Origin of the sequence: Streptomyces sp. NBC_00005 (assembly GCF_045160215.1) — a bacterium.
GTDB lineage: Bacteria > Actinomycetota > Actinomycetes > Streptomycetales > Streptomycetaceae > Streptomyces.
This window is the reverse complement of the sequence record NZ_CP108316.1, coordinates 8,702,625-8,725,900: the sequence shown is the minus strand read 5'-3', so window position 1 is coordinate 8,725,900 and position 23,276 is coordinate 8,702,625. Positions and strand designations below refer to the sequence as shown.

21 protein-coding genes are annotated in these 23,276 nt (G+C 70.3%); 7 read left to right on the top strand and 14 right to left on the bottom strand.

Annotation, left to right across the window (positions count from 1 at the left end; all coding sequences use genetic code 11):
• Positions 1 to 7 precede the first annotated feature (7 nt).
• Positions 8 to 1,378 carry a glutamine synthetase family protein gene (locus OG303_RS39810; protein ID WP_405874767.1) on the bottom strand — a complete coding sequence of 457 codons (1,371 nt, stop codon included), beginning with the start codon at positions 1,376 to 1,378 and terminating at the stop codon, positions 8 to 10.
• 85 nt (positions 1,379 to 1,463) lie between these two features.
• Between OG303_RS39810 and OG303_RS39805 the strand changes: the two genes are divergently transcribed.
• Both OG303_RS39805 and OG303_RS39800 read left to right on the top strand, forming a co-directional pair.
• Positions 1,464 to 2,198 (top strand): FadR/GntR family transcriptional regulator, encoded by a 735-nt coding sequence (locus tag OG303_RS39805; protein WP_405874766.1) that lies wholly within the window; start codon positions 1,464 to 1,466, stop codon positions 2,196 to 2,198.
• Between the two features lie 86 nt (positions 2,199 to 2,284).
• Positions 2,285 to 2,980, top strand: coding sequence for a gamma-glutamyl-gamma-aminobutyrate hydrolase family protein (locus OG303_RS39800; RefSeq protein ID WP_405874765.1), 696 nt, complete (start codon positions 2,285 to 2,287; stop codon positions 2,978 to 2,980).
• Between the two features lie 110 nt (positions 2,981 to 3,090).
• On the opposite strand, the gene OG303_RS39795 is transcribed toward OG303_RS39800, so the two are convergent.
• Positions 3,091 to 4,074, bottom strand: a complete 984-nt coding sequence (locus tag OG303_RS39795) for a LysR family transcriptional regulator (RefSeq protein WP_405874764.1) — start codon at positions 4,072 to 4,074, stop codon at positions 3,091 to 3,093.
• 70 nt (positions 4,075 to 4,144) lie between these two features.
• Here OG303_RS39795 and OG303_RS39790 point away from each other — a divergent pair, with 70 nt between their 5' ends.
• Positions 4,145 to 5,317: a TDT family transporter gene (locus tag OG303_RS39790; RefSeq protein ID WP_405874763.1), complete on the top strand. Its 1,173-nt coding sequence runs from the start codon at positions 4,145 to 4,147 to the stop codon at positions 5,315 to 5,317.
• On the opposite strand, the gene OG303_RS39785 is transcribed toward OG303_RS39790, so the two are convergent.
• The 4 genes from OG303_RS39785 to OG303_RS39770 form a co-directional block, all read right to left on the bottom strand.
• Complete coding sequence (locus OG303_RS39785) at positions 5,229 to 5,957, bottom strand: helical backbone metal receptor (RefSeq protein WP_405874762.1); 729 nt, start codon at positions 5,955 to 5,957, stop codon at positions 5,229 to 5,231. The two genes, OG303_RS39790 and OG303_RS39785, sit on opposite strands and share 89 nt — an antisense overlap.
• Before the next feature lie 5 nt (positions 5,958 to 5,962).
• Complete coding sequence (locus OG303_RS39780) at positions 5,963 to 6,541, bottom strand: helix-turn-helix domain-containing protein (RefSeq protein ID WP_405874761.1); 579 nt, start codon at positions 6,539 to 6,541, stop codon at positions 5,963 to 5,965.
• Positions 6,542 to 7,381: 840 nt separating this feature from the next.
• Positions 7,382 to 9,991 carry an ABC transporter permease/substrate binding protein gene (locus tag OG303_RS39775; RefSeq protein WP_405874760.1) on the bottom strand — a complete coding sequence of 870 codons (2,610 nt, stop codon included), beginning with the start codon at positions 9,989 to 9,991 and terminating at the stop codon, positions 7,382 to 7,384.
• Positions 9,984 to 11,069, bottom strand: coding sequence for a glycine betaine/L-proline ABC transporter ATP-binding protein (locus tag OG303_RS39770; RefSeq protein WP_405874759.1), 1,086 nt, complete (start codon positions 11,067 to 11,069; stop codon positions 9,984 to 9,986). Before OG303_RS39770 ends, OG303_RS39775 begins: the two co-directional genes overlap by 8 nt.
• 199 nt (positions 11,070 to 11,268) lie before the next feature.
• Between OG303_RS39770 and OG303_RS39765 the strand changes: the two genes are divergently transcribed.
• Together OG303_RS39765 and OG303_RS39760 are read left to right on the top strand one after the other, a co-directional pair.
• The gene (locus OG303_RS39765) at positions 11,269 to 12,201 is read left to right on the top strand and encodes a 5'-3' exonuclease H3TH domain-containing protein (RefSeq protein ID WP_405874758.1); all 933 of its coding nucleotides are present in this window, start codon (positions 11,269 to 11,271) and stop codon (positions 12,199 to 12,201) included.
• 101 nt (positions 12,202 to 12,302) lie between these two features.
• The gene (locus OG303_RS39760) at positions 12,303 to 13,151 is read left to right on the top strand and encodes a siderophore-interacting protein (RefSeq protein ID WP_405874757.1); all 849 of its coding nucleotides are present in this window, start codon (positions 12,303 to 12,305) and stop codon (positions 13,149 to 13,151) included.
• Between the two features lie 52 nt (positions 13,152 to 13,203).
• Here the strand turns inward: OG303_RS39760 and OG303_RS39755 are convergent, their stop codons facing one another.
• From OG303_RS39755 to OG303_RS39745, 3 genes are all read right to left on the bottom strand, one after another.
• Positions 13,204 to 13,980, bottom strand: a complete 777-nt coding sequence (locus OG303_RS39755) for an ABC transporter permease (RefSeq protein WP_405874756.1) — start codon at positions 13,978 to 13,980, stop codon at positions 13,204 to 13,206.
• The gene (locus OG303_RS39750; protein WP_405874755.1) at positions 13,977 to 14,993 is read right to left on the bottom strand and encodes an ATP-binding cassette domain-containing protein; all 1,017 of its coding nucleotides are present in this window, start codon (positions 14,991 to 14,993) and stop codon (positions 13,977 to 13,979) included. Before OG303_RS39750 ends, OG303_RS39755 begins: the two co-directional genes overlap by 4 nt.
• Before the next feature lie 169 nt (positions 14,994 to 15,162).
• Positions 15,163 to 15,783 carry a PadR family transcriptional regulator gene (locus OG303_RS39745; RefSeq protein ID WP_405874754.1) on the bottom strand — a complete coding sequence of 207 codons (621 nt, stop codon included), beginning with the start codon at positions 15,781 to 15,783 and terminating at the stop codon, positions 15,163 to 15,165.
• Between the two features lie 240 nt (positions 15,784 to 16,023).
• Between OG303_RS39745 and OG303_RS39740 the strand changes: the two genes are divergently transcribed.
• Both OG303_RS39740 and OG303_RS39735 read left to right on the top strand, forming a co-directional pair.
• The gene (locus OG303_RS39740) at positions 16,024 to 17,568 is read left to right on the top strand and encodes an amino acid permease (RefSeq protein ID WP_405874753.1); all 1,545 of its coding nucleotides are present in this window, start codon (positions 16,024 to 16,026) and stop codon (positions 17,566 to 17,568) included.
• A 39-nt stretch (positions 17,569 to 17,607) separates the two neighbouring features.
• Positions 17,608 to 18,573, top strand: a complete 966-nt coding sequence (locus OG303_RS39735; protein WP_405874752.1) for an RluA family pseudouridine synthase — start codon at positions 17,608 to 17,610, stop codon at positions 18,571 to 18,573.
• Here OG303_RS39735 and OG303_RS39730 read toward each other — a convergent pair.
• From OG303_RS39730 to OG303_RS39710, 5 genes are read right to left on the bottom strand one after another with little or no spacing between them, the layout of a single operon-like run.
• The gene (locus OG303_RS39730) at positions 18,567 to 20,048 is read right to left on the bottom strand and encodes a cytochrome P450 (RefSeq protein ID WP_405874751.1); all 1,482 of its coding nucleotides are present in this window, start codon (positions 20,046 to 20,048) and stop codon (positions 18,567 to 18,569) included. The two genes, OG303_RS39735 and OG303_RS39730, sit on opposite strands and share 7 nt — an antisense overlap.
• A gap of 54 nt (positions 20,049 to 20,102) precedes the next feature.
• Positions 20,103 to 20,723 (bottom strand): GTP-binding protein, encoded by a 621-nt coding sequence (locus OG303_RS39725; RefSeq protein WP_405874750.1) that lies wholly within the window; start codon positions 20,721 to 20,723, stop codon positions 20,103 to 20,105.
• Complete coding sequence (locus OG303_RS39720; protein WP_405874748.1) at positions 20,704 to 21,117, bottom strand: DUF742 domain-containing protein; 414 nt, start codon at positions 21,115 to 21,117, stop codon at positions 20,704 to 20,706. Before OG303_RS39720 ends, OG303_RS39725 begins: the two co-directional genes overlap by 20 nt.
• Positions 21,114 to 21,521, bottom strand: a complete 408-nt coding sequence (locus tag OG303_RS39715) for a roadblock/LC7 domain-containing protein (protein ID WP_016434374.1) — start codon at positions 21,519 to 21,521, stop codon at positions 21,114 to 21,116. Before OG303_RS39715 ends, OG303_RS39720 begins: the two co-directional genes overlap by 4 nt.
• Positions 21,518 to 23,113 carry a sensor histidine kinase gene (locus OG303_RS39710; RefSeq protein WP_405874747.1) on the bottom strand — a complete coding sequence of 532 codons (1,596 nt, stop codon included), beginning with the start codon at positions 23,111 to 23,113 and terminating at the stop codon, positions 21,518 to 21,520. Before OG303_RS39710 ends, OG303_RS39715 begins: the two co-directional genes overlap by 4 nt.
• Positions 23,114 to 23,276 lie beyond the last annotated feature (163 nt).

Here is a 23,276-nt window from a genome sequence, read left to right as displayed (position 1 = left end):
GAACCTCTCACATGCGTTCGAAGGAGCGGCGCAGCTCCCAGTCGGTGACCGCGGCGTCGTAGGCCTCGACCTCGACGCGCGCCATGTTGCGGTAGTGCGCGACGACCTCGTCGCCGAAGGCGGCCTTGGCGATCGGGCTGTTCTCCCAGAGCTCGGCGGCCTCGCGCAGGGTGGTCGGGACGTGCTCGTACTCGGCGGTGTACGCGTTGCCCGCGCAGGCCTCGGGCAGCTCCAGCTTCTGCTCGATGCCGTACAGCCCGGCCGCCACCAGTCCGGCGACGGCGAGGTGCGGGTTGACGTCACCGCCGGGCAGCCGGTTCTCGAACCGCATCGAGCGGCCGTGGCCGACGACCCGCAGGGAGCAGGTGCGGTTGTCGTAGCCCCAGGCGACGGCGGTCGGGGCGAAGGAGCCCGGCTGGAACCGCTTGTAGGAGTTGATGTTGGGGGCGTAGAGGAGCGAGAAGTCCCGCAGGGCGGCAAGCTGTCCGGCGAGGAAGTACCGCATGACGTCCGACATGCCGCCGGGGTCTTCGGAGGAGCCCGCCATGGCGTTGTTGCCGGCCGCGTCCGCGAGCGAGAGGTGGATGTGGCAGGAGTTGCCCTCGCGCTCGTTGTACTTGGCCATGAAGGTGATCGACACACCCTCCTGGGCGGCGATCTCCTTGGTGCCGGTCTTGTAGATCGCGTGCTGGTCGCAGGTGACCAGGGCGTCGTCGTAGCGGAAGGCGATCTCGTGCTGCCCGGGGTTGCACTCGCCCTTCGCGGACTCGACGGTCAGACCGGCGCCCGCCATCTCGTTGCGGACACGGCGCAGCAGGGGCTCGATACGACCGGTCCCGAGCACCGAGTAGTCGATGTTGTACTGGTTCGCCGGCGTCAGCCCTCTGTAGTTGGCGTCCCAGGCCTGCTCGTAGGTGTCCTTGAAGACGATGAACTCCAGCTCGGTGCCGACCTGGGCGGTGAAGCCGTGCTCGGCGAGGCGCTCCAGCTGGCGGCGCAGGATCTGCCGCGGAGCGGCGACCACGGGCGAGCCGTCGTTCCAGGCGAGGTCGGCGATCAGCATGGCCGTACCCGCGTTCCACGGCACGCGGCGCAGGGTGCTGAGATCGGGGTGCATGGCGAAGTCGCCGTAGCCCCGGTCCCAGGAGGACATGGCGTATCCGTCGACCGTGTTCATCTCGGTGTCGACGGCGAGGAGGTAGTTGCAACCCTCGGTGCCGTGGTGGAGGACCTCGTCGAGGAAGAAACGTGCGGCGAACCGCTTGCCCTGGAGCCGCCCTTGCATGTCGGGGAAGGCCAGGACGACAGTGTCGATCTCACCGCCGGCGACGAGGGCGTGCAGCTCCTCGACGCTCAGCGGGGGTGTGCGGTCTGCCACTGGAAAGCCTCCTTCGGCTTCTTCGGTCAGCCGGAAGCCATAAGGTATTGCGGAGAACCATTGCTTGGGAAGGGGGTGCGGCGGGATGTCGCTGGATCCGGACGGCAGCCTGGAGGACCGGTTGACGCCGGTGCTACGACCGGTGCGGGCGGGCAACGGCTTCGAGGAGGCACTGGAGCAGATCCTGCAGGTCGTACGACTGGGCCTGGTGCCGGGGGGCGAGCGGCTGCCGGCCGAGCGGGAGCTGGCGGAGCGGCTCGGGATCAGCCGGGTGACGCTGCGGGAGGTGCTCAAGGTGCTCCAGGACCAGGGTCTGGTGGAGTCCCGGCGCGGGCGCTACGGCGGGACGTTCGTCCTGCCCCGCACGGACGCGGGCGGCGAGGACGAGCTGCGGCGCCGGATCACCGAGGTCGACATCGAGGACGTCCTGCGCTTCCGGGAGGTCCTGGAGGTCGGGGCGGCGGGTCTGTGCGCGACGCACGGCCTGACCGAGGAACAGGCGGACCGGCTGCGCGAGGCGCTGACCCGCACCGGCGACGCGCCCCTGGCCGACTACCGGCGCCTGGACACCCTGCTCCACCTCACGCTCGCCGAGCTGTGCGGTTCGCCGACGCTGGCCGCGCAGTACGCAGCGGTGCGGGCGACGGTCAACGACCTACTCGACTGCATCCCGCTCCTCGTGCGCAACCTGGAGCACTCGCAGCGGCAGCACGTCGCGCTGGTGGAGGCGGTCCTGGACGGGGACGCGGACGGGGCGCGGGAGATGATGCGGGAGCACTGCGCCGGGACGGCGGCGCTGCTCAGAGGGTTCCTGGCATGACGCGGACCTGTCGGCCGGTCTTGCCCTGGGAGGGGATCCTCGGCAAAGGTACGTAGAAAGTCCATTGCGGGAGCGGGAGGGTGCACATGGCGGGCAGGCTGCCGCTGATCGGCATCAGTACGTATCTGGAGGCCCAGGCGCGCTGGGGCGTGTGGGAGCTGGAGGCCGCTCTGCTGCCGGCCGGCTATCCGCGGCTCGTGCAGCGGGCGGGCGGACTGGCCGCGATGCTGCCGCCGGACGCGCCGGAGCAGGCCGCGGCGGCCGTCGCCCGGCTCGACGGTCTGGTGATCGCGGGCGGGCCGGACGTCGAGCCGGTCCGTTACGGCGCGGAACCCGACCCGCGGACCGGCCCGCCGGCCCGCGCCCGGGACGCCTGGGAGCTGGCGCTGATCGAGGCGGCCCTGACCGCGCGCGTCCCCCTCCTGGGCATCTGCCGGGGCATGCAGCTCCTGAACGTCGCCCTGGGCGGGACCCTGGTCCAGCATCTCGACGGCCACGCGGAGGTCGTCGGCGTCTTCGGCCGCCATCCGGTCAAGCCGGTGCCCGGCACGCGGTACGCCGCCGCCGTCCCGGAGGAGACGTCCGTACCGACGTACCACCACCAGTCCGTCGACCGACTCGGCACCGGCCTGCTCCCGTCGGCCCACGCGGCCGACGGCACGGTCGAGGCGGTGGAACTGCCGCCCGCCGAGGGCTGGGTGCTGGGCGTGCAGTGGCATCCGGAGATGGGGGACGACGTGCGGGTGATGCGGGCACTGGTCGAGGCCGCCGGATCCGACTGAATGATCAAGCCCCGGCCGGCGAAAACCAGCCCCTCCGGCGTTTGAGGAGCGGGGGTCCGGGGGCCGGCCCCCGTGACGGGACGGGCAGGGGCGGCGGGGGCGAAACCCTCCTACCCCCGCGTCAGCGACAACAGCTCCCGTGCCGGCCCCGTCGGCCGGTGCCCCGTCGGCCACACGGCCCGCAGATCCCGCGCCAGGGCAACCCCCTCCACCGGCACCCGCACCAACCGCCGCATCGCCAACTCCTCCCCCACCGCCAGTTCACTGAGCACCGCCGGCCCCGCACCACTGACCGCCGCCGCCTTCACCGCCGTGGTCGACGACAGTTCGATCAGCGGCCGCGCCAGCCCGCCCAGCGCCGAGTCCAGCACCTGCCGGGTGCCCGACCCCTTCTCGCGGAGGATCAGCGGGGTCGCCGCGAGTTCCGAGGCCTCCAGCGGACGCCGGCGGCGAGCCCACGGGTGCCCCGGTGCCGTCACCACGATCAGCCGGTCGTGGGCGATGACCGCCGAGTCCAGGCCGGGCGGGACGCTGACCCCCTCCACGAAGCCCAGGTCCGCCTCGCCGGACAGCAGCCGCTCCGCCACCACCGTCGAGTTGCCCGCGAGCAGGGACACCGCAGTGTCGGGCCGCTGGGCGCGCAGTGCGAGCAGCCAGCCCGGGAGCAGGTATTCGGCGATCGTCATGCTCGCCGCCACCCGGAGCCGGGAGTCACGCCGGTCCCGCAGGGCCTGCGCCCCCACGTCGAAGGCCTCCGCCGCCTCCACGATCCGCCGCGCCCAGTCCGTGACCAGCGCGCCGGCGTCCGTGAGACGGGAGCCGCGCGGTGAACGGTCGACGAGGGCCACCCCCAACTGGCGTTCCATCGACCGGATCCGGCTGCTCGCCGCCGGCTGCGTGATCCCCATCTCCCGCGCCGCCCCGCCCAGACTGCCGAGCCGCGCCACCGCGAGCAGCAACTCCAGCGCCCCGAGATCCGGTACCCGATGCGCCAGCGGCCCCCCGGAACCGGTCACGGCCCCCGTCGCCGTCACGGGCCGGGGATTCACCTGACCCCGCCCCTGCCCCTGACCCTGCTCCTCCACGTTGCTCATAACCCCAGCTTATGCCCTCATAGAGACGTACTCCCTGGTCGCAAGTCCCGGGCAGCGGGACCGTGAAGGCATGGTCACCGCAGCCCAACCCCTCCCGCGTGCCACCGCACGCGCTCCGCGCGCCATCGCGGTCCGTCACCTCGGGCCCAACTGGTACGCCTCCGTCATGGGCACCGCCATCGTCGGCACCGCGGGGGCGGCACTCCCCCTCGACATCCCCGGACTGCGCACCTTCTGCGCGGCCGTGTGGGCCCTCTCCTTCGGCCTCCTCGTCACCCTGCTCGCCGCCCGCGCCCTGCACTGGACGCACCACCGCGACCAGGCCCGCGCCCACCTCCTCGACCCGGCGACGGCACCGTTCTACGGGTGTCTCGCCATGGCCCTGCTGGCCGTCGGCGGCGGTGCCGTCGTCGTCGGCCGGGACTGGATCGGGCTGCACAACGCGCTCGTGATCGACGCCGTGCTGTTCACCGCCGGGACGGTCGTGGGACTGGCGGCCGCCGTCGCGGTGCCGTACCTCATGGCCGTACGGCACAAGGTCGAGCCGGGGCAGGCCACCCCCGTGTGGCTGCTGCCCGTCGTCGCACCCATGGTGTCCGCGGCGCTCGGGCCGCTCCTGGTGCCGCACCTGCCGCCGGGGCAGCCGCGGGAGACCCTTCTGCTCGCCTGCTTCGCGATGTTCGGGCTCAGCCTTCTCGCGACCCTGCTGATGCTGCCGCTGGTCTTCGCCCGGCTGATCACCGGCGGGCCCCTGCCCCTCGCCCTGACTCCGACGCTGTTCCTGGTGCTCGGGCCGCTCGGCCAGTCCACCACCGCCGTCGGCAAGTTCGCGGACGTGGCACCCGGTGTCGTACCGGCGCCGTACAGCGAGGGATTCGGCCTCCTCGCCGTCCTGTACGGGGTGCCCGTCATGGGTTTCGCGCTGCTGTGGCTCGTGCTCGCCACCGCCCATGTGGTGCGGGCGCGTCGGCACGGCATGGGCTTCGCGATGACGTGGTGGGCGTTCACCTTCCCCGTGGGGACGTGCGTCACGGGTGCCGAGGCTCTCGCCCGGCACACCGGACTCGTCGCCTACGACTGGCTCGCGGTCGGGCTGTACGTCGTCCTCGTCGCCGCCTGGGCCACCGCCGCCCTGCACACGGCGCGCGGTCTGGTCAGCGGCGAGCTGCTCGCAGCGCCTCGCCCAGCACTCGCGGGGCCTCGGCCAACGACGGTCCGTACCACGTCAGATGACGTCCGCTGACGAGCGCACAGGGCAGGCCGGGGAACGCCTCCGGGCCGTCCTCGGCCGTGAAGCGGTACGGCTCGTCCGGGAGTACGACGACGTCCGGGGCGGCCGCGCGCAGCTCCTCGACCGGGACGCGGGGGTAGCGGTCGGCGTGGGTCGTGTACAGGTGGTCGACGCCGAGGCGGGACAGGACGTCGCCCGCGAAGGTGTCCCGGCCCAGCACCATCCAGGGCCGGCGCCAGATCGGCACGACGGCCGTCGTACGGCGCTCGGGTGGCGGCAGGTCGGACCAGGCCGTCTCCGCCTCGTCCAGCCAGCGGGGGCGGGACGTGGCGCCACAGGCGTCCAGCACCCGCGTGAGCTCCGCGAAGGCCTGTGGTATGTCACATACCACCGTCACCAGAACCTCGACGCCCGCCTCCCACAAGGCCGCCAGATCCGGTTCCCGGTTCTCCTCCACGTTCGCGATCACCAGGTCGGGCGCAAGGTCGAGGATGCGCTCGACCTTCGGGTTCTTGGTGCCGCCGATACGGGAGACCCCGAGGTCGGCGAGTTCCGCGGGGTGGGTGCACCAGTCCGTCACGCCGACCAGGGCGCCCGGTACCGAGACCGCCACCGCTTCGGTCAGCGACGGGACGAGGGAGACGACGCGCACCGGCACTACCGCGACCGGTTCTGGACCGCCTCGACGTGCTCGGCCACCGCGACGACGACCACGCGCGTGTCCGACACCGTCGCCCGCCACCGGTGGCGCACGCCGCCCGTCAGGTACAGCGTGTCTCCGCGGCCGAGCCGGTAGGCGCGGCCCTCCGCCTCGATCTCCACCGCGCCGTCGGCGACGTACATCAACTGGTCGTTGCGGTACTGGAATTCGCGGCCCGCGTCATGGTCCCCGGTGAACTCCGAGGCGTGCATCTGGTGATGACCCCGCACCAGGGAACGCACCCGCGGCTGCGCCGCCGGCTCGGGGGCCTCGGCGCGCACGACGTCCACGCTGCACGCCGGGTCGGCGGCGGCGAGGAGTTCGACGGCAGTGGTGCGCAGGGCGTCGGCGACCTTCTCCAGGGACGTTCTGCTGGGCCGCGCCCGGTCGTTCTCGACCTGACTCAGGAAGGGAACCGACAGGCCGCTGCGCTCGGCCACGACGGCGAGGGTGAGCTGCAGCGCCCGGCGCCGTCGCCGCACGGCCGCGCCCACTCGCAGGCGCTGTTCCTTTTGGTCGTCTTTGTGGTCGCCCATCGCTTCGGCTCCCTCCTTCGCTCGTGGTCCGTGCTTGCGTCGTCCCGCGTTCCGTGCACCGCCGTTCGGGTGCGGTGCTTCTGATGAGTTCTCTGCACCTTACGCAGGTTCGGCAAACCGTTTCATGCGCCCGTCACATCCTCGTAAACAGCGCGTGCGGTCAATTCGCCAACTCTGGCCGGTGGATGAGCTCCTCGGACTCTGCCGGCGTGGATTCCTCCTTAGGGACGAAGAAGCTGACCAGGAGGGCCGGACCACCGTCCCGAGCGGTGCCGGGGGCCGGCGACGGGTCGGCGCGCACGCCACCGTCTCCGGGCGATCGGACCGCCGTACGGCCGGACCGTCCGGTGACCGGATCGCAGGCACACGACGGCCCGCTGCCGCAGTCCCCGCGCCACCGCTGTACCTCGGCCGGCACGAGACTCCTGCCCTTCAGTTCAATGCGCGGACGGTCCCGTGTGTTCCCGCCCGTCCCCCGGGCCCGCACGACGCGATCATGCCTGTGATCAGGCGTTGCGCTCCAGGTCGTGAAGTTCGTTCGTACGGCGCCCAGTTGGGGGTCGGGGTCGCGGTCGGCCCGGTGGCGGCCGGTCGGTTCGCCGGTGTCGCCGGCCACCGAGGCGATGTACGGGGTGCCTTCGGCGCGCGGGACCCGCCTCGTTCCGCGCTGCATGTGCGGGCGGCAATTCCGGTCCGGAGGGCGGTACGGCTCTGGCGATGACGTAGCGCTATGTGGTTGGCCGGATCCTTTTCGTGCGCCCTGCACACGCGCGCGTGGGCGGCCCGTCGCGAAACGGACCGCCCACGCGCGCGTGCTGCCTACTGCACCTGCTGCTACTGCTACTGCGGTGTCATCCGGCCGACCATGTCCGGATGCGCCTTCAGCCAGGCGGCGACCGCCTCCTGCTCATGGCCCTGGCCCTGCTTGTTGATCTCGGCCTCCAGGCTCCCGAGCTCGCTCTCACTCATGTGGAAACCCTTGATCCACTTGGTGAGCTGCGGGTACTGCTCGGGGAACTTCTCGTGGGAGATCGTGCGGATCGTGTTGCCCTCGCCGAAGAGCTTCTTGTCGTCCTTCAGCTTGGTCAGGTCGTACTTGCTGTACGCCCAGTGCGGCGACCACAGGACGACGGCGACGGGCTCCTTCTTGGCGTAGGCGCGCTTGAGCTCGGCCAGCATCGCCGGTGTGGAGCCGTCGACGACCTTGTACTCCTTGTCGAGGCCGTAGCCCGGCAGGACCTTCGTCTTGAGGAGGTTCATCTCGCCGGTCCCCGGCTCGATACCGATGATCCTCCCGTCGAAGGTGCTCGCCTTGCCCTTGAGGTCCTCGAGGGACTTGACGCCCTTCACGTACGACGGCACGGCGACCTCGAGCGAGGTCGGCTGGTACCAGGTGCCGAGGTCCTTGAGTCTGTCCTTGCTCTTGTCCCAGTAGTTCTTCTGCGCGTACGGCAGCCAGGCGTCGAAGTTGACGTCGAGGTCGCCGGAGGCCAGGCCCGTGTAGACCGGGCCGACGTCCATCTGCTTGAGGTTCAGCTTGTAGCCGCGCCGCTCCAGGACGTTCTTCCACAGGTAGGTGACGGCGATGTCCTCGTCCCAGGGGAACCAGGCCACGTTCACGGGCCGCTTGGCCTCGGCCGGGGCCGTGGTGCTCTGGACCGGGGCCAGCTTGTCGACGAGCCCCGGGTTGTCCTTCAGCCAGGCACGCACGGCGTCCTGCTGCTTGCCCTTGCCCGCCTTGTTGATCTCGGCCTCGAGGCTGGTGAGCTGCTTCTCGGTCAGCTTGAAGTTCTTCAGCCACTTGCCGACGACCGGGTTGTCGTCCGCGAAGCCCTTGCGGGCCAGCGTGTGCACGCCGTCGCCCTTGCCCCAGGCGTCCTTGGGGTCCTTCAGCTTCTTGAGCCGGTAGTCGTTGTACGCCCAGTGCGGCGACCAGAGCGTGACGACGATCGGTTCCTTCTTGCTGTAGGCGCGCTTGAGCTCGGCCAGCATGGCGGGCGTGGAGCTGTCGACGACCTTGTACTCCTTGTCGAGGCCGTACGCCTTCAGCACCTTGCTCTTCAGCAGGGCCATCTCGCCGGCGCTGGACTCGATGCCGGTGATCTTCCCGCCGAAGGTCGAGGCCTTGCCCTTGAGGTCCGCCAGCGAATTGACGTCCTTCATGTACGACGGCACGGTCAGCTCCAGAGACGTCTTGCCGTACCAGGCGCCGAGGTCGTCGAGCTTGCTGCCGTACTTCTTCCAGTACTGCGCGTGCGTGGTCGGCAGCCAGGCGTCGGTCTGGAAGTCGACGGAGCCCTGCGCGAGGGACGTGTAGAGCGGTCCGGCGTCGAACTGCTTGGCGTCCACCTGGTAGCCGCGCTGTTCGAGGATCTCCTTCCACAGGTAGGTGGAGGCGACGCCCTCGTCCCAGGGGATGTAGCCGATGGAGATCTTCTTGCCCTGGCCGACGTCTTTGGCGGCGGCGACGTCGGTGGAGCCGCCGCCGCTGCCGAAGATCCCCATGCCGCCCGCAACGAGGCCAAGGATCACGATGCCGACGACGGCGACCTGCGGGCGGGGCCGGTAGGACCAGATCTTCAGGCCCTGGGCCGCACGGGCCTTGGCGGCGGCGCGGCGGCCCAGCGGGGAGACATGGGTGCCCAGGGCGCTGGTCATGCGGTCGAGGTAGATCGCGAGGATCACGATGGCGACGCCGGCCTCCGAGCCGAGGCCGACGTTGAGCTGGCCGATGGCCTCGTTGACGTCGCCGCCGAGGCCGCCGGTGCCGACCATGCCGGCGATCGCGGCCATGGACAGGCCGAGCATGATGACCTGGTTCACGCCGGCCATGACGGTCGGCAGCGCGAGCGGCAGCTGGACGCGCAGCAGGGTGTCGCGGGGAGTGGTGCCGAACGCCTCGGCGGCCTCGACCAGTTCCTTGTCGACCTGCCGGATGCCCAGCTCCGTCATGCGCACGCCGGGAGCGAGCGCGAAGATCAGGGTGGCGACGATGCCCGCGGAGGCGCCGGTGCCGAAGAACAGGATCGCCGGGATGAGGTAGATCATCGCGGGCAGCGTCTGCATGAAGTCCAGGACCGGCCGTACGACGCCGCTGACCCGGCTGGAGCGTGCGGCCCAGATGCCCACCGGCACCGAGATCACCAGCGCGATGATCGTGGCGACGAGGACGAGCGACAGGGTCACCATCGCGTCGTCCCACAGTTCGAGGGAGTCGATGAAGGCGAATCCCACGAAGGTGAGGACACCGGCGAGCGTGCCGCGCAGCCAGAACGCGAGCAGCGCGAAGATGCCGGCGAGCAGCAGGGGTTCGGGGGCCTGGAGGACGGCGTTGATGCCGTCGTAGGTGCCCGTGAAGACGGTCTTGAGGAAGTCGAAGAGCCAGGACACATGGCCGAGCAGCCAGTCCACGGTGTCGTTGACCCAGTCACCGAGCGGAATCCTAGGCACGGGTCACCGCCTTCTCGTCCTTGTCCCGCGGGGAGTCGCAGGCCTCGGGTGCCGACTGTTCGTCGCCGAGGAAGGCGACGAGGCGCCTGCTCGGTACGACGCCGACGAGTTTCCGTTTCGCGTCGAGGACGGCGACGGGGTGCGTCAACCGGGCGCTGATCGCGCAGAGTTCGGTGAACGGGGTGTCGGGCGTCGCGGTCTCGCAGCCGCAGTCGGCCTCGTCGCCGCGCACGTCCTCGTCCATCACGGCGGACGCGGTCAGCACGCGGGAGCGGTCGACGTCCTGGATGAAGGAGGCGACGTAGTCGTTGGCCGGGCGGATGAGGATGTCCTCGGCGCTGCCGATCTGGACGATGCGGCCGTCGCGCATGACGGCGATGCGGTCGCCCAGGCGCATGGCCTCGTTGAGGTCGTGGGTGATGAAGACGATCGTCTTCTTCAGGGTCTGCTGCAGCTGCAACAGCTGGTCCTGCATGTCACGGCGGATCAGCGGGTCGAGCGCGCTGAACGACTCGTCCATGAGGAGCAGGTCGGCGTCGGTGGCGAGGGCGCGGGCGAGGCCGACGCGCTGTTGCATGCCGCCGGAGAGTTCGTCGGGCCAGGACTTCTCCCAGCCGGCCAGACCGCACAGGGCCAGCGCCTCGCCGGCGCGCTTCTCGCGCTCGGCGCGGGGCACGCCCTGCACGGCCAGGCCGTAGGCGGCGTTCTCCAGAACGCTGCGGTGCGGGAACAGCGCGAAGTGCTGGAAGACCATGCTGATCTTCCTCGCGCGGACCGCGCGCAGTTCGCGGTCGCCGAGCGCGGTCAGGTCGTCGCCGTCGAAGCGGACGTGTCCGGCGGTCGGCTCCAGCAGACCGTTGAGCATGCGCAGCAGCGTCGACTTGCCGGAACCGGACAGGCCCATGACGACGAAGATCTGGCCGGGTTCCACGGTGAAGGAGGCGTCGATCACGGCCGCGGTGGTGCCGTCGGCGCGCAGCTCCTCCCGGTCGGCTCCCTTGCGGAGCTTCTCGACTGCCTCGTCGGGTCGTCTGCCGAACACCTTGTAGAGATGCTCGGCTTCAAGCCTGGATGACACGCGTACCTCTCGTCTCGACAGCAAGGAAGGGAGACGAAAAGCCGCAAACCGTCAAAACAGTTGAAGGTGCAACCGGGATCGCTCCGCGGCAGCGCCTGCCCCGCCCGGTTCGCGCCAAACGCACCGGTGGTCCAGCTCACAAGGCATTTACAAGTGCCACGCGGCGAACGTCGAAGGGTGACTGTCAGTGCCGTGCGGCATGATGCGAGGCGTGACCGGACGACTGATGCTCCTCGACACCGCCTCGCTCTACTTCCGCGCCTACTTCGGCATGCCGGAGTCCGTGAAGGCCCCGGACGGCACACCGGTGAACGCCGTGCGCGGGCTCCTCGAATTCATCGACCGCCTGGTCAAGGACCACCGCCCCGACCACCTGGTGGCGTGCATGGACGCCGACTGGCGCCCCCAGTGGCGGGTCGACCTCATCCCCTCCTACAAGGCGCACCGCGTCGCCGAGGTGCGCTCGGCGGGACCCGACGAGGAGGAGGTGCCGGACACGCTCTCACCGCAGGTGCCCGTCATCGAGGCCGTCCTCGACGCGCTCGGCATCGCGCGCGTGGGCGTCGAGCCGTACGAGGCGGACGACGTGATCGGCACGTTCACCGCGCGCGCGGTGGGCCCGGTCGACATCGTCACCGGCGACCGCGACCTGTACCAGCTGGTGGACGATTCGCGCGGGGTGCGCGTGCTCTACCCGCTCAAGGGCGTCGGCACGCTGCAGCTCACCGACGAGGCATGGCTGCGCGAGAAGTACGGGGTCGACGGGCCGGGGTACGCGGCGCTGGCGTTGCTGCGCGGCGACCCGAGCGACGGCCTGCCGGGCGTGCCCGGTATCGGCGAGAAGACGGCCTCGAAGCTGCTCGCCGAGTTCGGGGACCTGGCCGGGATCATGGCCGCGGTCGAGGACCCGGAGGCGAAGCTCACGCCGTCGCAGCGCAAGCGGCTCGACGAGTCGCGGCCGTATGTCGCGGTCGCGCCGAAGGTCGTCAAGGTCGCCGACGACGTCCCGCTGCCGGTCGTCGACACGGCCCTGCCGCACGCCCCGCGCGACCCGGCGGCACTGGAGGAGCTGGCGGTGCGGTGGGGGCTGGGCGGGTCGCTGCAGCGGCTGCTGAGCACTCTCGGCGCGTAAACAATGTTCTCGTTTTCGGTCATGCCGATCTCAAGAGGGCGTCGTCCATGGGGAAGGTGCTAACTTAGGTAAGCCTAAGCAAGAAAGCATGGGAGGCCGTCATGGCAGAACGTCCGGCTCGGAAGCCGCGGAAGCCCCGTTCCGCGCAGGTCGTCCGCACAGAACGGCTGACCCCGCACATGCAGCGCGTGATCCTCGGTGGCGAGGGGCTGGCCGGTTTCACGGCCGACACCTGCACTGACCACTACGTGAAGCTGCTGTTCCCCCCGAGCGAGGGCGTGACCTATCCGGAGCCCTTCGACGTGGAGCGCATCCGCGAGGAACTTCCGCGTGAGCAGTGGCCGGTGACCCGGACGTACACCGTGCGGGCCTGGGACCCGGTGGAGCACGAGCTGACGCTCGACTTCGTGATCCACGGCGACGAGGGCCTGGCCGGCCCGTGGGCGGTGCGCGTCCAGCCGGGCGAGACCGTGCACTTCAGCGGCCCCGGTGGCGCCTACGCCCCCGACGTGAGCGCCGACTGGCACCTGCTCGTCGGCGACGAGAGCGCCCTGCCCGCCATCGCCTGCTCCCTGGAGGCGCTGCCCGACGGCATCGAGGCGCACGCCTTCATCGAGGTCTCGGGCCCCGAGGAGGAGCAGAAGATCGACTCCGACGTGGAGGTCGTCTGGCTGCACCGCGGGGACCGGCCCGTCGGCCAGGCGCTGGCCGAGGCCGTACGGTCGCTGGAGTTCCCCGAGGGGCGGATGCACGCGTTCGTGCACGGCGAGGCGCACTTCGTGAAGGAGCTGCGCCAGCTGTTCCGCGTCGACCTGCAGATCCCGCGCGAGGACCTGTCGATCTCCGGTTACTGGCGGCTCGGCCACAACGAGGACGGCTGGCAGGCCTCCAAGCGGGACTGGAACGCGCGGATCGAGGCGGAGCAGGAGAGCTCGGCGTCCGCCGCATGACACGTCGAGAAGCGGTGACACCTCGTCGAGGTGTCACCGCTTCTTCATGCGCTCACACCGACCGCTGGTAGGACCGGAACGTCCGGATCGACAGCCACACCGCCGCCACCGCGAGCACCAGCAGTGCCCCGCCGCGGCTGAGCACGTCACCCCAGTCGGGATGCTCGGACAGTGCCGAACGGCCCGCGACCATCGCCCAGTTGAGCGGGTTGAAGTCGGCGATGTGCCGCATCCAGGAGGGCATCTGGGACGGTGCCATGAAGGCGGAGGACAGGAAGGTCAGCGGCAGCAGCAGGAAGGTGTTGATGCCGATGATCGACTCCCGCTCGCGCACCAGCATGCCCAGCGCGTTGGACAGCGCCCCGAAGATCGTGCCGAGCAGCACGGAGGCGAGGACCAGGATCACGATGCCGCCGATGCCGCCCGGGTAGTCGGCGCCGCCCGCCAGCGCGAGCAGCACGATGACGACCGACTGGAACGCGGTGACCAGGCCGTTGTTGACGACGTTGCCGTTCATCAGCGCGGCCCGGCTGACCGGGGTGGTCAGGAAGCGGTTGAGCGTGCCCCGCTGGATCTCCTCCAACGTGCCCATGCCGGCCCACATGTTGGAGCTGAGCGCGCTCATCACCACGACGCCCGGGACCAGGTAGTCGAGGTAGGTGGTCGTCCCGAAGCCGCCCAGCTCGACGACCTTCTTGAAGAGGCTGCCGAACAGGAACAGCCAGATCACCGGCTGGATCAGGGTGATGATCGCGTACGCCGGCTGCCGGGTGAACACCATGAGTTGACGCTGGGTCATGTACCAGGTCTGGGAAACAGCGGTACTCATCGCGCACCTCCGGCGAGGACGAGGTTCTCGGTGGCTTCGGCGTCGGCCTCGGAGTAACGGCGGCCCGCATAGCGGAGGTAGACGTCGTCGAGGGAGGGGCGGGCGACGGTCGCTGCGGCGACTCCGACTCCGGCACGCTCGAGAGCCCCGAGCAGTGCGGGTACGGCGGCCGCCCCGTCGTCGGCGCGGACGCTGACGCGGCGCCCGTCGATCAGTACCTCGTGCATGCCGGGCAGTGAGCCGAGGGCGCCCTTGAGCAGCGTACGACCGGCTTCGCCGACCACTTCACGCAGCTCCAAGTGGACCGCGTCGCCGCGGAGTTCACCCTTGAGGGAGTCCGGTGTGCCCTCGACGACGACCCTGCCGCGGTCGACGATGGCGATGCGCTCGGCGAGCCGGTCGGCCTCTTCGAGGTAGTGCGTGGTGAGCAGGATGGTCAGACCCTCCTCGCCGGCGAGCCGGTCGATCTCGTCCCACATCGCCGTGCGGGCCTCGGGATCCAGGCCGGTGGTGGGCTCGTCGAGGAAGAGCACCTCGGGCCGGTGCACCAGGCCGAGGGCGACGTCGAGGCGGCGCCGCATGCCGCCGGAGTAGCCCTTGACCTGACGCCGGGCGGCATCGGTGAGGCCGAAGCGGTCGAGCAGTTCGGACACCCGCGAGTCGAGTGCGGCGCCCCTCAACCCGTAGAGCCTGCCCTGCAGTTGAAGGTTCTCGCGGCCGGTGGCGACCGGGTCGGCGCCGGAGCTCTGGGCGACCACGCCGATCGCCCGGCGCACCCGGTCCGGGTGGCGCAGCACGTCGTGCCCGGCGACGGTCGCCGAGCCCGAGTCGGAGCGGGCCAGGGTGGTGAGGATCTTGACGGTGGTGGACTTGCCGGCGCCGTTGGGCCCGAGGAGCCCGAAGACGGTGCCCGGTTCGACGGTGACGTCCATGCCGCGCAGGGCGGTCACATCACCGGCGTAGGTCTTGATCAGCTGGCGCGCCTCCACTGCGGGCGCACGGGTAACACTCACGACAGCTCTCCTGAATGAGCGGATGACAGCTGATCCGTCCGTGGAAAGAGCGCCGGGCTATCCTGGGTGTGCCGCACCTCGATCGCCTGGAGCTGCCTCACGGCGGATTCAGCTCGGGGTTCGAGACCCTGGCAGGGCTGCTCCAACAGCCCCGCCGGGGTCTTTTTTCTCATCTGAACTCGGGTGGCAGCTCCCCTGTCTCGTGGAAGTGCCGCCACCCCTCGACGCCGGGCAGCGAGCCCTTCCTGATCTCCTCGAGGAAGCCGCGGACCCACTCCGCCTGCGCCTCGACCATGTGCAGTTGGTACTCGGTCTCGACCAGGAAGAGCCGCGGCAGCGTCTCGTAGAGCTTCGCCAGCGCTCCACGCGCGCTCGCCGCCTGCACCTCGAGGGAGTTGAGCCGCTCCTCCAGCAGCCGCACCGCCTCGTCCGGAGGCAGCGCGCCCACCAGGGAGAGGGCGGTCTCGAAGATCGGGTACTCCTTGGCCGGGACCGCGACGAGGTCCGACAACCACTCGGTCATCTCCTCGCGGCCGGCCTCGGTGAGCCCGTACACCGTGCGCTCGGGCCGGTTGCCCTGCCGCTCCACGTCGGTGACCTCGACCAAGCCGTGCTTCTCGAGGCTCTGTACGACCGTGTAGAGCGAGCCGTAGTTGATCTTCGTGCTGGTGTCCTTGCCCTGGCGGCGCAGCGTCTGGGCTATCTCGTACGGATGCATCGGCTTCTCCCAGAGGGTCACCAGCACGGCAAGCGCCAAGGGATTGCTGAGCTTGCGGCGCTTCATCGCCATGACCAGTACCTCGCTCCCGAATATCCGTAGCCGAACATATCGCGAGTGCGTGCGGGCGTCAATACACACGATGTATCGCGATCGAGGACGCGACGCAAGGGCGTGAGGACTTGGGCCCGCACCGGACACGACGGCGTGACGCGTACGAAACAGCCCGTCCCTAATTTCTGTCGCCTGACAGGAACTCCGCAGCATCCTCCGCACCACTCCCCGCTCCTCGCGCCGAAGGCAGGTGCCGCCGTGACGACAACCGCCCCGTCCGACATACGCCCCGACCCGCCCCACTCCCCCGACGACCGCTCCCTCGCCGAGTTCGGCTACCGCCAGGAGCTGCACCGCAGCCTGGGCCGGTACGCCTCCTTCGCGGCCGGGTTCTCCTTCATCTCCGTCCTGACGACGGTCTTCCAGTTCTTCGCCTTCGGGTACGCGTTCGGCGGCCCCGTCTTCTTCTGGGCCTGGCCGGCGGTGCTGGTCGGGCAGTTGCTGGTGGCCGCGTGCTTCGCGGAGCTGGCGGCGCGCTATCCGATCTCGGGCGCCATCTACCAGTGGTCCTCGCGCCTTTCGAACCTCACCTTCGGCTGGTTCGCCGGCTGGATCATGGTGATCGGGCAGATCGTGGTGGTCGCGGCGGCCGCGCTGGCGCTGCAGATGGTGCTGCCGGCGATCTGGTCCGGCTTCCAGCTGGTGGGCACCGACCCCGCCCCCACCTCGCCCGACGGCGCGGCGAACGCGGCCGTCCTCGGTGTGATCCTGCTGGTCCTCACCACGCTCGTGAACATCGTGGACAACCGCGTGATGTCCGTGATCAACCGCGTCGGCGTCACGGCCGAGATCATCGGCGCGGTCCTGATCGTCGTACTCCTGCTCACCCACTCGAAGCGCTCCCCCGGCATCACCTTCCACACCGAAGGCGCCGCGAGCTCAGGCCTGTTGGGGGCACTGCTCATCGGCTCGTTCACGGCGGCGTACGTGATGATCGGCTTCGACAGCGCCGGCGAGATGAGCGAGGAGACCCACAACCCGCGCCGCACCGCGCCCCGTACGATCCTCACCGCACTGGGCGCCGCGGGCCTGCTCGGCGGCCTGGTCATCCTCGGCGGCCTGCTCGCCGCGCCCAGCCTGACCGACGGCCATCTGGGGGTCGACGGCCTCAGCTACGTCCTGACCAGCAGCCTGGGCGACGGAGTCGGCAGGGCGCTGCTCGCCGACGTGGTGGTGGCGATCGCGGTGGCGACCCTCGCCATCCAGACGGCGGCCTGCCGGATGCTGTTCTCCATGGCCCGCGACGGCCAACTCCCCTTCTCCCACCGCCTCGCACGCGTGAACCCGCGCACAGGCATGCCGAACGCCCCCGCCCTGGTGGTCGGCGTCCTGGCGGCGGCCCTCCTGCTGCTCAACTTCGCCTCCCCGGACGCCTTCCTGGCCATCGGCACCACCTGCATCGTGATGCTGTACCTGGCGTACGCGATGGTCACCGGCCCCCTGCTGGTACGACGGCTGCGCGGCGAGTTCAGCAGCGAGGGGACCGACGAGACGGGCGCGAAACTCTTCTCCCTCGGCCGCTGGGGCATCCCGGTCAACGCCCTCGCCCTCCTCTACGGCCTGCTCATGACGGTCAACCTGGCCTGGCCGAGGGCGGCGGTGTACGACCCGACGGGCGGGCACTGGTACTTCCAGTGGTTCACGGTGTTGTTCCTGGGCGTGACGCTCGTCGGCGGCGCCGCCTACCGCGTGTACAAGTCCCGTACGGCCGTCGCAGAGGCTCCCGAGGCGGTTCCCGCGTGATCCGAGCGGTCGCGGGGTGAGCGCTTAGGCTTGATCCCGATGAGACGCAAGCCCCGCATCCCGCCCTCCCCCCTGCCGCAGCGCGAGGGGGTGGACGCGGTGCGGGTGCGGCTGCCCGTCGAGGGGTCGTGGGCCACCGTGCGCGAGCATCTGGTGGAGCGGCTCACGGCGGGCACCGGCATCGTCGACGGGATGTTCGCCGCGGGGCAGGTCGTCGGGGCGGACGGGCGGTCGGTGGCCGCCGACGCGCCGTACCAGCCGGGGATGTTCGTGTGGTTCCATCGCGAGCTGCCCGCCGAGGTGCCGGTGCCGTTCCCGCTGGGGATCGTGTATCGCGACGAGCACATCGTCGTCGTCGACAAACCGCACTTCCTGGCCACCACCCCGCGTGGCAGCCACGTCACCGAGACGGCGCTCGCGCGGCTGCGCCGGGAGCTGGACATCCCGTCGCTCGGCTCGGCGCACCGGCTGGACCGGCTCACCGCCGGGCTGGTGCTGTTCACCGTGCGGCCCGAGGAGCGCGGCGCCTACCAGTCGCTGTTCCGCGACAAGCTGGTCTTCAAGGAGTACGAGGCGGTGGCCCCGTACGATCCCGGGCTCGCCCTTCCCCGGACGGTGCGCAGCCGGATCGTGAAGGAGCGTGGCGTGCTGGCCGCCTACGAGGTGGCGGGCGAGCCGAACGCCGTGAGTCGGGTCGAGTTGATCGAGTCCAGAGCGAACCACCTGGACACAGCGAGCCGCCTGGGTCGATACCGGCTGGTGCCGAGCACCGGGCAGACGCATCAGCTGCGCGTCCACATGAACGCGCTCGGCGTACCCATCCTCGGCGATCCGCTGTATCCCGTGGTGACCGGCCCCGTGCCGGCCGGCGACTTCCGGCGACCGCTCCAACTGCTCGCGCGGGCACTGGAGTTCACCGATCCGGTCACGGGAGTGGAGCACCGGTTCCGGAGTGCCGGAGCACTCGAAGCCTGGTCCTCCCACGCCGACTGGGCCGGTCAGTAACCGCGCCACCAGCGCAACAAGCGCCGCCAGGCGCCCATCGGGCGGGCCGGTTCCTGGGGTGCCGGGGCCGGCGGCTGGGGCGGTGCGACCGGCTGGGGGGCAGGGGCCACGGCGGGCCCGGGCTGCGGGGTGCCGATCTGCCAGTCGGTGCTGCGCTGCGGCGGGACGGGGGCGTGGCCGGGCTTGGCCTTCACGTCCTGCTGCGCCTTCGGCTCGAAGGTCACCGGCAGCTGCACCAGATGCCGTGAGGAGATCGACTGCCGCCACTCCAACTCGTCCTCGTCGCAGTCGAGTTGGACGTCGGGCAGCCGCATGAGCAGTGCGTCGACACCGGTGTCGGCGATGGCACGGCCGATGTCCTGGCCGGGGCACTCGTGCGGGCCGCCGCCGAAGGCGAGGTGGGAGCGGTTGCCCTGCATGTTGGCGGCGAGGTCGGGGCGTACCCGCGGGTCGACGTTGCCCGGCGCGATACCGAGGAGCAGTCCGTCGCCCTTGCGGATGTGCTGGCCGCCCAACTCCGTGTCCTGCTTGGCGAAGTAGGCAAAGACGGAACTGAACGGCGGTTCGTCCCACAGGGACTGCTCGACCGCTTCGGGCACGGTCATCTGGCCGCCGCTGAGCTGGGCCCGGAAGCGCGGGTCGGTGAGGATCACGCGCAGCACGTTGGACAGGAGGTTGACCGTGGCCTCGTAGGCGGCGAAGAGCACGACACGCAGGTGCTCCCTGACCTCGTCGTCGGTCAGTCCCGCCGGGTGGGTGATGAGGTGACTGGTGAAGTCCTCGTCCGGCTGGGCGCGGCGGCGGGCGGTGAGCCGGCTCAGCGCGTCCATGACGTAGGTGTGGCTGGCGATCGCGGTCTCGGTGCCCTTGAGCGCGTCGCGGGCCGCCTGCACGAGCCGGTCGCTGTATTCGTCGCCCATGCCGAGGATCTCGCACATCACGCCCATCGGCAGGTGCTCGGTGAACTGACCGACGAGGTCGGCCGAGCCCTCCTCGCAGAAGCGGTTGACCAGGCGCTGGGTGTGGCGGTTGATGTGGCGGCGCAGGCCGCGGAAGTCGATGGTCGACATGGCGCCGGTGACCGCCGCCCGCAGGCGCAGGTGTTCGTCGCCCTCGGCGTGGGAGCAGATCGGCTGCCAGGCGATGTGCGGCATCAGCGGGTGGTCGGGCTTGACCATGCCCTCCGCGAGCGGGGTCCAGATGCGGCTGTCCCGGCAGAACTGCGAGGGCGAGCGCACCATGTGCAGGTTCTCGGTGTGGCCGAGCACCACCCACATCGGCACGTCGTCGTGGAGCAGAACGGGCGCCACCGGGCCGTGCTCGTCGCGCAGGCGCTCGTACAGGGCGTCCAGGTCCTCCGCCTCGGGGCCGTAGAGCCGGTGCAGTCCCCCGGCGCCACGGCCGTGGGCGGGGCAGCCGGGCGGCGGGCCGAACGTGGGGTCCGTACCGGTCAGGGAGTGGGGTTCAGGCGTCACGTTGGTCGCTCCGAAGTGGATCCGGTGTCTGGGGAAGGGGACGGGTTCAGGGGGTCAGGTGAGCGCGCCCGTCATGGCGAGCGAGTGCAGGAAGCGCATCAGGGTCATCAGGACGTCCCGGCTGGAGGCCCGGCGGCGCGCGTCGCACTCGATGATCGGGATCTCCTCGGCCAGGTCGAGCGCGGTGCGGAGGTCGGCGATGGGGTAACGCGGCCCGTCCGGGAAGGAGTTGACGGCGACCACGAAGGGCACACCGCGCTCCTCCAGTCGTCCTATGACGTCGAAGCTCACTTCGAGCCGGCGGGTGTCGATCAGCACGACCGCGCCCAGCGCGCCCTCGAACAGCCCGTTCCACAGAAACCAGAAGCGCTCCTGGCCGGGGGTGCCGAAGAGGTAGAGCACCAGCTGCTCGGTGATGCTGATGCGGCCGAAGTCCATGGCCACGGTGGTGGCCGTCTTGGACTCGGAGCCGTAGTTGTCGTCGACCCCGACGCCGGCCTGCGTCATGGTCTCCTCGGTGGTCAGCGGCCTGATCTCGCTGACCGAGCCGACCATCGTCGTCTTGCCGACTCCGAAGCCGCCCACGATCACGATCTTCACCGCGGCCTGGGCCGAGTGCGGCAGATGATCCTCTGTGCGTGGTCCGGGGATGGTGTCAGAGCCTTTGAAGTCCATGCATCACCGCTTCGAGAAGGGAACGGTCGGGGAGCGCCTGACGGACGATCGGGGCGCGCGCCTGCACCAGTTCTGCCGTCAGCATGTCGGTGAGCACCACGGTCACCACACTGAACGGCAGGCTCAGATAGGCCGAGAGCTCGGCCACCGAGAGGGGGGCCGTGCAGAGCCGGAGCATCGCCGACTGCTCCGGGGTGGCGGAGGGCGGAGGGTCGGCGCGCGCCACGATTAACGTGACCAGGTCGATGTCGGCGCGTTCCCCGTCGGGCCCGGCGACCACGTAGAGCCGCTCCGGGGCCTTCCCGTCGCCCTGTTGGGCGGGTTTGGCAGGTGGGGGGTGAGGTTCCGCGGTTTCCTGACTGGGGTGTCGCCGCCGGCGTTGCGGAGGAGTCATACGGTCTGCCCGTTGCGCCGCGGCGGGCTGGTGAGATGGGCACCGATGCGGACGACGAGATCGCGCATGCGGTTGCTCATCAGGCCGGGTTCGGCGACCACGTCGGAGAGCACCGCGAGATAGGCGTTGGCTCCGGCGGCCATCAGATAGAAGTAGCCGCCGTTGATCTCGATGATGACCAGCTTCATCCGGCCGTCGCTGCCCGGGATCTCGTGGGCGACGGCACCCGCCAGGCTCTGCAGTCCCGCACAGGCCGCTGCGACGCGGTCGGCGGCGTCCGGATCGCCCCCGTAGCGAGCGATGCGCAGGCCGTCGGCGGAGAGCACGACGATCATCTCGATGCCCGGTACTCCGTCGGCGAGATCCTTGAGCATCCAGTCGAAGTTGGCTCGCTGCTGGATCACTTGTGGTCCCTCTCGTCGTCGGCCTCGATGCGGGCCGGCTCGGTGGTCGGCTGGGTGAATGCGGTCGGCTCCGGATCGCCCTTGAGTCCCTCCCAGAACGCCTCGACCCACAGCCCGGGTTCGGGCTCCTTCGTCTCCGGCTCCGGCTCCGGTTCGGGCACCGGCGCCGCCCAGGCGGGCCGGGTCGCACGCGCCTCCCGCTCGGCCCGTTCGGCGGCGGCCTGTTCGGCGAGCCGCTGGCTGAGCGGGATCTTGACCCGGCTGCGGCGCTGCGGCAGACCACCCGCGGTCCACTCGGTGACCTCGGGGATCTCGTCCTCCATGGAGACCCCGGCGGGGATACGCGGGCTGGTGGGACGGCGTCGCTTCGGGGCGCGCTGGGGACCTTCGACGCCGATGTCGAGCTTGGGCGCCGCGGTGGCTCCGACGCCGTGGGCGAGGCCGGGCGCGGGGTCGTTGGTCATCATGATGCGCGGCACGACGAGTACGGCACGGACACCGCCGTACGCCGAGGAGCGCAGCGAGATCTGCATGTCGTACGCCTTGCACAGGCGGCCCACGACGGCGAGGCCGAGGCGCGGGGACTCACCGAGGTCCTGGAGGTCGACGCCGGCCTTGGCGCGCTCCAGCATGGACTCGGCCTTGGCGCGCGCCTCCTCACTGAGGCTGACGCCGGCGTCCTCGATCTCGATGGCGATGCCGGTCTGCACCTCGGTCGCGGTGACGTGCACCTTGGTCTGCGGCGGCGAGTAGCGCGTGGCGTTGTCGAGGAGTTCGGCGCAGGCGTGGATGACCGGCTCGACGGAGATGCCGCGGATGTTGACCTTGGCGATGTTGTCCAGCGAGATGCGCCGGTACTCCAGGATCCGGGACATGCCACCGCGCAGCACGCTGTAGAGCGGTACGGGCTGCGGCCACTGGCGTCCGGGGCGGCCGCCGCCGAGCACGGAGATGGAGTCGGCGAGCCGGCCGATCAGCGCGGTGCCGTGGTCGATGCGCAACAGGTCGTCGAAGACCTCGGGGTTGCGGCCGTGGTCCTCCTCCATCTCCCGGAGTTCCTTGGCCTGTTGGTGCACGATCGCCTGGACGCGCCGGGCGATGCTGACGAAGGAGCGCTGCGAGGAGTCCCGCAGGACTTCCTCGGTGTCGATGATGTCGAGCACCCGTTGGAGCAACGCCACCTGTGCTTCGGACAGTTCGCGGTAGGACGGGTCGATGTCGCCGAGTTGGCGAATCACCTCTCGGGGGGAATTTCCGCCGCGCAGGTAGTGGATGGCGGTCGGCGTGATCTCGTACGCGAGTCGCTGCATCTCCTGGTCGTGTCCGGCGATGCGTCGTTCCAGATACGCACTGTGACGGGCGGTCTCCTCGCGCAGGGTCCGCAGGGTGCGGCCGCGTCGTACCGCTTCGGCCGCCGTCGCGATCACGAGGAGCGTGGCGACGGCGCCGCACCAGACGACGGCCGCCCGGGCCGGCACGGTCACCACGGCAACAGCCGCTCCGGTCGCGGCGGCCATCACTATGGCGGGCAGCAACAGCACGCGCGCGTAAGGAAGTTCACGGCGCTGGGGAGGGGATTGAACACTCACCATGTAGGCCCTCTGAAAAAGATCGGCTGGGTGTCTGGGGAGCTTGCAAGTGGGGTACGCATGGGATTGCACTGGATTCTTCGGTATTTTTGGGAACAAGCGCACGAATACACCTCAACTCGGTGCGCTGCGGGCGAGCTTAGTCCGACCGGATCATCGCCGTGTC

What these genes read in the sequence shown, in the direction of transcription:
- OG303_RS39725 (WP_405874750.1), bottom strand. Translation starts at nt 20,723, where the DNA reads ATGGACTTCAAAGGCTCTGACACCATCCCCGGACCACGCACAGAGGAT.
- OG303_RS39760 (WP_405874757.1), top strand. Translation starts at nt 12,303, where the DNA reads ATGGCAGAACGTCCGGCTCGGAAGCCGCGGAAGCCCCGTTCCGCGCAG.
- OG303_RS39790 (WP_405874763.1), top strand. Translation starts at nt 4,145, where the DNA reads ATGGTCACCGCAGCCCAACCCCTCCCGCGTGCCACCGCACGCGCTCCG.
- OG303_RS39780 (WP_405874761.1), bottom strand. Translation starts at nt 6,541, where the DNA reads ATGGGCGACCACAAAGACGACCAAAAGGAACAGCGCCTGCGAGTGGGC.
- OG303_RS39735 (WP_405874752.1), top strand. Translation starts at nt 17,608, where the DNA reads ATGAGACGCAAGCCCCGCATCCCGCCCTCCCCCCTGCCGCAGCGCGAG.
- OG303_RS39710 (WP_405874747.1), bottom strand. Translation starts at nt 23,113, where the DNA reads ATGGTGAGTGTTCAATCCCCTCCCCAGCGCCGTGAACTTCCTTACGCG.
- OG303_RS39745 (WP_405874754.1), bottom strand. Translation starts at nt 15,783, where the DNA reads ATGGCGATGAAGCGCCGCAAGCTCAGCAATCCCTTGGCGCTTGCCGTG.
- OG303_RS39720 (WP_405874748.1), bottom strand. Translation starts at nt 21,117, where the DNA reads ATGACTCCTCCGCAACGCCGGCGGCGACACCCCAGTCAGGAAACCGCG.
- OG303_RS39795 (WP_405874764.1), bottom strand. Translation starts at nt 4,074, where the DNA reads ATGAGCAACGTGGAGGAGCAGGGTCAGGGGCAGGGGCGGGGTCAGGTG.
- OG303_RS39805 (WP_405874766.1), top strand. Translation starts at nt 1,464, where the DNA reads ATGTCGCTGGATCCGGACGGCAGCCTGGAGGACCGGTTGACGCCGGTG.
- OG303_RS39765 (WP_405874758.1), top strand. Translation starts at nt 11,269, where the DNA reads ATGATGCGAGGCGTGACCGGACGACTGATGCTCCTCGACACCGCCTCG.
- OG303_RS39755 (WP_405874756.1), bottom strand. Translation starts at nt 13,980, where the DNA reads ATGAGTACCGCTGTTTCCCAGACCTGGTACATGACCCAGCGTCAACTC.
- OG303_RS39800 (WP_405874765.1), top strand. Translation starts at nt 2,285, where the DNA reads ATGGCGGGCAGGCTGCCGCTGATCGGCATCAGTACGTATCTGGAGGCC.